This is a genomic window from uncultured Cohaesibacter sp. (assembly GCF_963556055.3).
Lineage (GTDB): Bacteria > Pseudomonadota > Alphaproteobacteria > Rhizobiales > Cohaesibacteraceae > Cohaesibacter.
Window position 1 is genome coordinate 143975 of sequence record NZ_CAUVYE020000024.1, and the last position, 8243, is coordinate 152217.

Annotated in this window: 7 protein-coding genes and 1 pseudogene; 3 read left to right on the forward strand and 5 right to left on the reverse strand. The window is 53.7% G+C overall.

Going from position 1 to position 8243, the window contains the following annotated elements:
• Nucleotides 1–260: 260 nt before the first annotated feature.
• Both ACHZB8_RS17005 and ACHZB8_RS17010 read right to left on the reverse strand, forming a co-directional pair.
• On the reverse strand, nucleotides 261–1595 hold the full coding sequence (locus tag ACHZB8_RS17005) for a HAMP domain-containing sensor histidine kinase (RefSeq protein ID WP_316862063.1): 1335 nt from the start codon (nucleotides 1593–1595) through the stop codon (nucleotides 261–263).
• Nucleotides 1592–2338, reverse strand: a complete 747-nt coding sequence (locus tag ACHZB8_RS17010; protein ID WP_316862064.1) for a response regulator transcription factor — start codon at nucleotides 2336–2338, stop codon at nucleotides 1592–1594. The genes ACHZB8_RS17005 and ACHZB8_RS17010 overlap by 4 nt, the downstream gene beginning before the upstream one ends.
• Nucleotides 2339–2550: 212 nt before the next feature.
• Here ACHZB8_RS17010 and ACHZB8_RS17015 point away from each other — a divergent pair, with 212 nt between their 5' ends.
• Together ACHZB8_RS17015 and ACHZB8_RS17020 are read left to right on the forward strand one after the other, a co-directional pair.
• On the forward strand, nucleotides 2551–3387 hold the full coding sequence (locus ACHZB8_RS17015; protein WP_316862065.1) for a MipA/OmpV family protein: 837 nt from the start codon (nucleotides 2551–2553) through the stop codon (nucleotides 3385–3387).
• Nucleotides 3388–3857: 470 nt separating this feature from the next.
• Complete coding sequence (locus tag ACHZB8_RS17020) at nucleotides 3858–3995, forward strand: zinc-binding dehydrogenase (protein WP_394706213.1); 138 nt, start codon at nucleotides 3858–3860, stop codon at nucleotides 3993–3995.
• An 86-nt stretch (nucleotides 3996–4081) separates the two neighbouring features.
• Here ACHZB8_RS17020 and ACHZB8_RS17025 read toward each other — a convergent pair whose 3' ends face one another.
• The 3 genes from ACHZB8_RS17025 to ACHZB8_RS17035 form a co-directional block, all read right to left on the reverse strand.
• Nucleotides 4082–6595 (reverse strand): glycoside hydrolase family 3 C-terminal domain-containing protein, encoded by a 2514-nt coding sequence (locus ACHZB8_RS17025; RefSeq protein ID WP_316862067.1) that lies wholly within the window; start codon nucleotides 6593–6595, stop codon nucleotides 4082–4084.
• A 72-nt stretch (nucleotides 6596–6667) separates the two neighbouring features.
• Nucleotides 6668–7297: a substrate-binding domain-containing protein gene (locus ACHZB8_RS17030; protein WP_316862068.1), complete on the reverse strand. Its 630-nt coding sequence runs from the start codon at nucleotides 7295–7297 to the stop codon at nucleotides 6668–6670.
• The gene (locus ACHZB8_RS17035) at nucleotides 7212–7715 is read right to left on the reverse strand and encodes a LacI family DNA-binding transcriptional regulator (RefSeq protein ID WP_316862070.1); all 504 of its coding nucleotides are present in this window, start codon (nucleotides 7713–7715) and stop codon (nucleotides 7212–7214) included. The genes ACHZB8_RS17030 and ACHZB8_RS17035 overlap by 86 nt, the downstream gene beginning before the upstream one ends.
• A gap of 139 nt (nucleotides 7716–7854) precedes the next feature.
• Between ACHZB8_RS17035 and ACHZB8_RS17040 the strand changes: the two are divergent.
• A pseudogene (locus tag ACHZB8_RS17040) lies at nucleotides 7855–8243 on the forward strand (alpha-L-rhamnosidase N-terminal domain-containing protein); the annotation flags it as partial.

The window sequence follows — 8243 nt, forward strand, 5'->3', positions numbered from 1 at the left end:
AAGACTTTCTCCTAGGCCGCAATAGACAACACTCGTGCATTTGCGCACTTCCACAGGCAAGGTGAATTGGTAAAACGGGCGGGAATCAGACATGCAGCCATGCTGCATTGCTCCTGCAGTATCACTGCGATGCGGACGTTCGTGAAACTTGTACTTGTTGCAACGGCATGGTCGGGAAGGAAGCGTTCGTTTACCGAAGTTCAAGGCATCAGCGGACACTCCATCGTCCGGTAGCATAATCCAATTATTTAGCGCCCATCTCAGCTTTGCGGATCACTTCCCTGGCTAGGAAACGCTACTTCCACGATCAGACCATGAGGGAGATTGTCTCTGATCGTCAGATGTCCTCCATGTGCTTGGGCAATGCCGCGCACGATTGATAAACCCAATCCAAGCCCACCCTTGTCCGCTCGCCTCGATGGATCGGCCTTGAAGAACGGCTCGACGACGTGCGTTTTGAGAGCGTCATCCAGCCCCGGCCCGAAATCTCGAACCTGAATTGAAATGACCCCCTGGCCTGAAAGAGCCAGAACAAGTTCTATTTTATCCGAATACCGTGCGGCATTGTCGATCAGGTTTGCGACAGCCCGTGTTATGTTGCGTGGTTGGCACTTGCACACAAGGCGAACTGGACCGGAAAATGAAACTGATACGCCGGTATCAGTAAAATCGGAAGTGATTGTCCGCAAAAGACTGCTCAGATCTACTTTCTTAAGCAGGTCCGGGGAGTCTGGCTCAACGGATTTCAGATACAGCATGGTCTCATCGATCATGGACGTCAGAGTTGAGATGTCGCGCAAAAGCAATTGCCTCAAGTCAGGATCGAGCGACCGTTCCGCACGCATGCGCAAGCGCGTTAGCGGCGTGCGAAGATCGTGTCCGAGAGAACGGAGCATCATCGTTCTTTTTTCCGCCATGCCTCTGACACGCATTTGCATCGTGTTGAGAGAGTCTCTCAAACTGCAAAATTCCAAGGCCCCTCTTGTTTCAAACAGCTCTTGAGTGTCTTCAAGCGCGCTGATCCTTTGTGCTTCTTCCGCAAATTTAGAAATTGGAGCGGTGAAAATATAGCTCAAATAGTAAGAAAGGAGTAAAATTGGCAGAATAACTAAGCATGTAAGAATCATAACCGGTAAAAATGACCCTACTTGGTATTCGTTCTGAATTAATTTATTATATAAAACAATAGAGTTTGAATCGCTGATTCTTATTTTTATTATATCTGTGTCCTTACTACTAATCTTGCGGCTTATTTGTTCAATAAAATTATTGAAATCATCATTATTGACATGTGAAGGAAACCTAAGATCGATATCATTGGAACTCAAATCGTCAGTTACCCTGACGGACAATCCAAGTCGTGATGCGGCATCCTCAATGAGCTTTGGTTGCCCCTCAGAACAATAATTGGCGCATTGACTTGCAATCAGAAGGATTTTCGCCGCCTGAGACAACAGCGCTTCCTGCTGCTCATGACGCGCCTCGCGCAACGTACCGTGAATGGACGCAAAAAAACCGAGCAGGGCTATAGGGATCACTGCCAACAGGAAAATCTGCGTTCTCATCGATGAAAAATTCAGGCGAGTGAACATCATAGCCGCGTAATCGTCGGAGTGAACAAATAGCCTCCCAGACGCACAGTTTTGATCAATTTCGGCTCCTTTGCATCAGGTTCAAGCTTTTGACGCAGGCGGCTGACATGAACATCAATGCTGCGAGGAACCGGACCGGCTGATCCCGCATGCGTCAGTGTCAGTAACTTTTTGCGTGTCATCACCTGACCTGAATGTTGGCAAAATGCCAGCAACAGATCAAATTCAGCCGTTGTCAAGGTTATCTCCACACCATCCGGATCATACAGTTGGCGGGTATTGGGCTCGAGCCTCCATCCGAGAAAAGACAAGACCGACTGGGTTACTTGATGCGGATTATTGTAGGATGCCCTTCGAAGCAATGACTTAACTCGTGCCACCAATTCGCGCGATTTGAAAGGCTTTGTAACATAGTCGTCAGCTCCGAGTTCCAGTCCGACGACCCGGTCTGTATCTTCGCCCATTGCTGTGAGCATCAGTATGGGAGTTTTACGGGTTGTTCGAACTCTTCGGCAGATACTGAAGCCATCCTCGCCTGGCAACATGATATCTAGGAGGATGAGATCAACACGGCCCCTGTTCAGCAAATTGTCGAGCTCTATGCTTGAGGCAGCCAAGGAAACTGAGTACCCGTTTTCAGATAGGAGTTCTGCCAGCAATTGTGCGATGCCGGGGTCGTCCTCGACCACAACCAAGTGCGCAGCCGCGAAGGCGTCTCCAGTCCTTTCTGAGGCCATGTCAATCATGACTACCATCTTTCAGTGTCTTCGCTGCCGGAACAATCATTGCAGAAACACCATACCCTATAAAGAAATTTGCCCGCTGTTACATCATCAGCAACAAAACTTAACATTTCAAAACACACCAAAATAGCAGTCGTGGGATAATCACTCGAGTTACAACGCCAAGGGCGAAGTGTTTCGTGTTCAACTGAATGCGGCTTTATTGGAGAAAATCTATGAAATGTGTTCCGCTTGGGCTTAAGCTGCTTCAGGTCAGTTTATCAATCGGCGTTGCGGGTGTTATCTGTCATCCCGAAAGACTACTTGCCGCAAACCTTCCGTCGGAGGGAGCAATCTACAGCGAACCTCAGTCTAGCGGAACAGAAAATCAGCCCAACAACTGGAATCTGGTTCTGGGGGGCGGAGCTTTGCTTTCGCCGGAATTCGAAGGATCGGACAAATTCAAGGGTACGCCGTTTCCGGTGGTTTTCGCTTCCTACAAGGACTGGATCTTTTTTGACCCTAGCGGATTGACTGCAAGTGTTTATCAGACAAATGGGTTCAGTTTAGCGGTTCGGGCAGGTTATGACCTGGGTCGCAAGGAAGACGATTCCGACTATCTCAAGGGGATGGGTGATATCGATGCTGGCGGTGTGATTGGCGCTAAACTCGGTTATCGCGTTGGTGATTTCGGAGTCTATTCTTCGGTCGATAAAATCGTAGGCGGAAGTGATGGTCTCCAGGCAAAGATCGGAGCAGAGGTCTCGCACAGCTTTGACCGATTTAGGATTGGAGCCGGTGTTTCCGCGACATGGGCCGATGACCAGTATATGGAAGAGTATTTTGGCGTCTCATCAGCCCAGTCGCTGCGATCAGGCTTGCCGACCTATGAAGCCAAGGCCGGTTTCAAACGTGTCGACTTTACCGCCTCGGCCACTTACCAGATCACCGATCACTGGTTGGTCCGGGGTGAAGCTGGTGTCGGTCAGCTTCTTGGCGATGCTGCAGATAGTCCGATAGTGCAAGACAAGTTTCAGCCATCCGGGATGCTGTCGATTGGATACAAATTCTAGCCGGTTCCCCCCCCACGGGAGCTGTTTAGCAAGGCAAGCGTGGTTTATCATCGTGCCCCGCCTGTCTTGCTAATCGGTTCGACGCGAAAGCGTAGCAAGTGCGCGATGTCATTCCTGAAAGGATCATCGATCTTGTCGGAGTGGACGCCGCGCAGGATCTTCTCCCAAGGTTGCTCAGCGATATGCTCACTGAAAACATTCTCAAAATAGCCTAGGATCAGTCAGCAAAAGGCTTCGATGATTTGCCCTGTTTCCCGACCACGAAATTGCGGCGTTTCGAACGAATGGCAGCAATGGGAAACCTTTCAGATGGTTTCGCAGTCTATCGGTCCCACTTCCGCCTGCAATTAACCCATCATGATCCAGTCACGGGTTGTCTCCAGTATTTCTTGTGAAAGGTCGGCATCATTGATAGCCCGTGCCATCATCAGGGCGCCGACGGTGGGCAACTTGCAACCACCGCCAGCCTCGTGGCGGCAAAGAAACTCCGTCCTGTCATAGACCGGGTCTTCCCCTTCTCCGAGGTCAACGAGGCCATGACCTATCTCGAAAAGGGCCACGCCAAAGGCAAGGTGGTCATTTACATCGCAGGCACTGGGCAGCTTTGAAAGCGCAAGCGCCTTCTGACGATACGCGAATAGACCCGCCCATGCTCTGCATGTGGGCGGGTCAATGTGTTATGCTTTATTTGCGCTCATCCAGCTAGAATGTACTGTACCGTAAAGCGGGTTGGAGCCGAGTTGGAAAGGGTCTGCTTCGCCATCTCGCAATCAGCGACGCCCTGAATATCGGCAGTAGACAGCCCCGCTTCGATGGTGAACCGGCCTGAAGGCACGCGCCAATTGCCCGCCTCCGCATCAAACCACGCAAAGGAACGGGCAGGCAGGTGGAAGACAAGCGTGCATTGCTCACCCTTTGCCAGCGTCTGCTTGACAAAGGCCTTGAGATAGCGCTGACCCTTGATACCACTGTCTACCGGGCCTCTCACATAGATCTGGGCAACGCTAGCACCTGATCTTGGGCCATTGTTGCTCAGTGTTACGGTCACATCCACACCCTCTCCCGATGCGGTGACCTTCATGTCAGACAATGCAAACTGCGTGTAGCCGAGCCCGTGGCCGAAGGGGAACAACGGAACGAGTCTGGCAGACTCATAATGCCGATTGCCGATCATCAGACCTTCCCCGTAGGTGACAACACCGTCTACCCCCGGATAGATGGCAGGATCGCTGCTGAAGGCCGGATTGTCCGACCATTTGCGCGGAAAGGTCTGCGCCAGTCGGCCAGACGGCTCGACATCGCCGAACAGCATGTCGGCAATGGCGTTGCCTGCTTCCTGTCCCGGGTACCAGACCTCAAGCACAGTTGGCACGTCGTCAATCCATGGCATTTCCACCGGTCCGCCGGTCTGCAACACTACAATTGTGCGCGGATTGGCTTTTGCCACGGCCCGTACCAACTCATCCTGTCGTCCCGGCAGGGCTATGCCGTCCAGATCGCTGCCTTCGGTATCCCACTCGCCGTTGCGTCCGATGAACAGAACCGTCGTATCCGCCTTTGCTGCAAGACTTGCTGCTTCGCTGATGGCCTCGTCCCCCATGGGAAAGCCGATGCCCGCCCTGAGCGCGGCGATTTTCATCAGGATATTCTGCTTGGCCTTGAATTCCACGACAATGTCGTAGGTCTGACCTGCAACCAGTTCCACCTCACCGATCACTTCATCGCACCCTTCCTCGAAGAAGGTTCTGCCCGCTTTCCAGCCGTCCCATGCATTGGCCACAAGCTGCCCGTCGCAATACATCTTGCCATAACCGGCTGTCGCAAGACCAAACCGGTGTATGCCGTCGCGCTCGGCTGTGAAGATGCCGGAAAGGCGTGCTGAGAAATTGCCTTTCTCCACCTTGCCCTCGGCGAATTCATGTTCCCAGAAGGCGCTCGCCTCGGAGATCATCTCGCTGTGAACAGGATCGCCGGAAAAGCGCGTATTATCAAAGAAATCAACGCGAATATCGCCGTGCCAAAGCGGTTCCCAACGATGATTGGTGCAGCCGTCGGCAAACAGCAGCCGGTCGCTGCCGATCCGGTTTTCCAGTCCCTGCCATGGCGACACCTGGTAATGCGGGATGAGCTGGGAAGACCCGCCGCCCATGATGCGAGCGTGCTTTGCGTTCGGGCCGATGACCGCGATTGTCTGACCCTTGTCGGCAAGCGGAAGCAACTCTCCCTCATTCTTGAGCAGGACCGCTCCTTCTGATGCGGCCCTTCGGATCAGGGCGCGATGCGCGGGGCGATCCTCCGAACGCTCGATGAGAGGCTTGGTATCGAACAAGGCTCCGCAGCGCTGCATCAGCAAAAGAACGGCGCGCGTCCGCTCACGGATGGTCTCCCTAGATACCTCGCCCTCCTGAACGGCAGACACAAGCTTTGCACCGCGATCCCGGCTCGGACCGGGCATTTCGATATCAAGCCCGGCATTGATGGTCGCTGCCGTGCTGTGGGAGCCGTACCAGTCGGAGACGACCGCGCCGTCATAGCCCCAGTCCTGCCGCAACACATCACTCAATAGCCAGCCATGCTCGGAGGTGTATGTACCGTTGAGCCGATTGTACGAGGTCATGATGCCCCAGGTTTGGGCCACCTTGACGGCATCCTCGAACGGACGCAGATAGATTTCCCGCAAAGAGCGTTCGTCGATAACCGAACTGATGGTGGTCCGCTGAAACTCGGACTCATTGCCCGCAAAATGCTTGATGGTTGTCGCCACACCCTCGCCCTGGGCACCTTTGACATAGCCGACAGCTAGCGTTGCGGTCAGTTCGGGGTCTTCCGAATAGCATTCGAAATTGCGGCCATTGGTAACAGAGCGCTGGATGTTGACCGTTGGCGCAAGGAGAACATGGGCCCCCTTGGTCTTGACCTCCTGAGCAATTGCCGCACCGATCGCCTCGGCAAGCCCGGGGTTCCAGGACGAGCCGATGCTGATTCCGACAGGAAAGGCTGCGGATGGCTTGCCATTCTGCGGCGCGCTGTTGCCTCGCGCTCCGTTGGGGCCATCCGTCACCCGCAATTTGCCGATCCCGAGGCGCTCGACGGCAGGCAAGGACCAGCCATCTTCACCAGACAGCAGGGAAATCTGCTCTTCCAAAGTCAGCTCATCCAGCAACCGCTCTATTTCGGCATCCGCCGCCTTGTGCTCATTTTCAGCCATGTGATGTGTTCCAGTTCAGATTGTCTATTCACCAACTCTATCCAAGCAGCAGCCAGCCCGTCCGGGCGGCTTTTATTGCCCAGTCCAGAGCCCCGAGCTTTTGCGCAGGATCAGCTCTGGCGGCACGATGTGATGCACGGCATCCTGACGCCCTTCGATGCGGGACAGGATGGCCTTCGCAGCCAAGGCCCCCATTTCCTCCCCCTTCTGATCGACGCTGGAAAGATTGATACGGGAATGCGCCCCCAGTTTGCTGTTGTCATAGCCCACAATCGAAAGATCATCGGGCAGGACAAGTCCGGACTGTTCGGCCAGATCGATCAGTTCCAGCGCGTGAATGTCACTCCAGCAAAAAAAGGCGCTTGGACGGTTGTCTTCAGCCAATAAGCGGGCCAGTTGGTCCCGAATGGAAGGATCGCGGATCGTATCGCCTTTCATGCGATGAACGCTCGCAAGCCCTCCGAGCCCGGCCTCTTCCATGGCAGCCCGATACCCCGTCTCACGGATGCAGAAAACGTCCGAGTTCGAGCCGTGTTCGGGAATGGAAATCATGTGAATCCGCTTGTGGCCGGCTTCAATGAGGGTCTTGACTGCTAATAGAGCTCCCATCCTGTCGTCACTGTTCACCGTATCGAAGGTGGTTGCCTCTGGCACATGCTGCCCCAGTACGACAATCGGCAATTGTCGGGCGAAATCTGACAAAAGATCCGGATCCATACCCGGCGAAATGATCACCAAGACCATCGAGGTTGAAATCCATCATGGATTCGATCAGCGATGTTTCGATATTGACACGAGCCTCGCTCACTCCGACCAGCATCTTGTAGTTGGCATCATTGAGAATCTTCCGGATACCCTCGACAAGTTCCGCCATGAACGGGTTTTCCATTTCGACCAGAAGCACTCCGATGGCGTAGGTTCTGCCGCGCATGCCACGTGCTGCGGTGCTGGGTCGATATCCAAGCTTGGCAATCGACTTTTCCACTTTCTCGCGCATGCTGTCGCTGACGCCATATGCGTTGGTTAGCACCTTGGAAACGGCAGACCGGGAAACACCCGCATCTTCAGCGACATCCTTGATTGTTGCCTTTGCCGGTCTGGCAAGCTTCGTGTTGGTCATTTCGCCTCACTCTCCCTCTTCGCCAATAACGAATAATCGGAATGCGCTTGCAATTCAAGATGAAATGTGGAACGATCCATGTAAACCGATCCACAAAATAGGGAGTGGGTCGAGAGTTCCTGCACAAGAAGGCAAGAAAATGAGTTCGACAAAATCGGTAGACACAGGTGCCGTGGAGTGGCAAGCGCACATGATCGCGCCTTCCCGAGATCAAGGGCACTGGCAACAGAGCCAGTTTTGTTACGACAGGTTTTTGGGTCGAACAAACCGGGAGCGGTTTTCTGTCCATTTCGGCACTCGGGCTCTATCGCGCTTTCATCAACGGAAAGAGAGTCGGGCAGGATCTGCTCACACCGGGCTTGGACCAGCTACGACAAGCGTCTTTGCTATCAGCGCTATGACGTCACCGACCTGCTCGTTGAAGGAGTGAACCGTATTACAATCTGGCTGGCCGATGGCTGGTATCGCTCCGAGCTGATGTGGGCCGAGCTCAAGAGGAGCAATTGTTGGGGAACAGGGTGGCAGCCA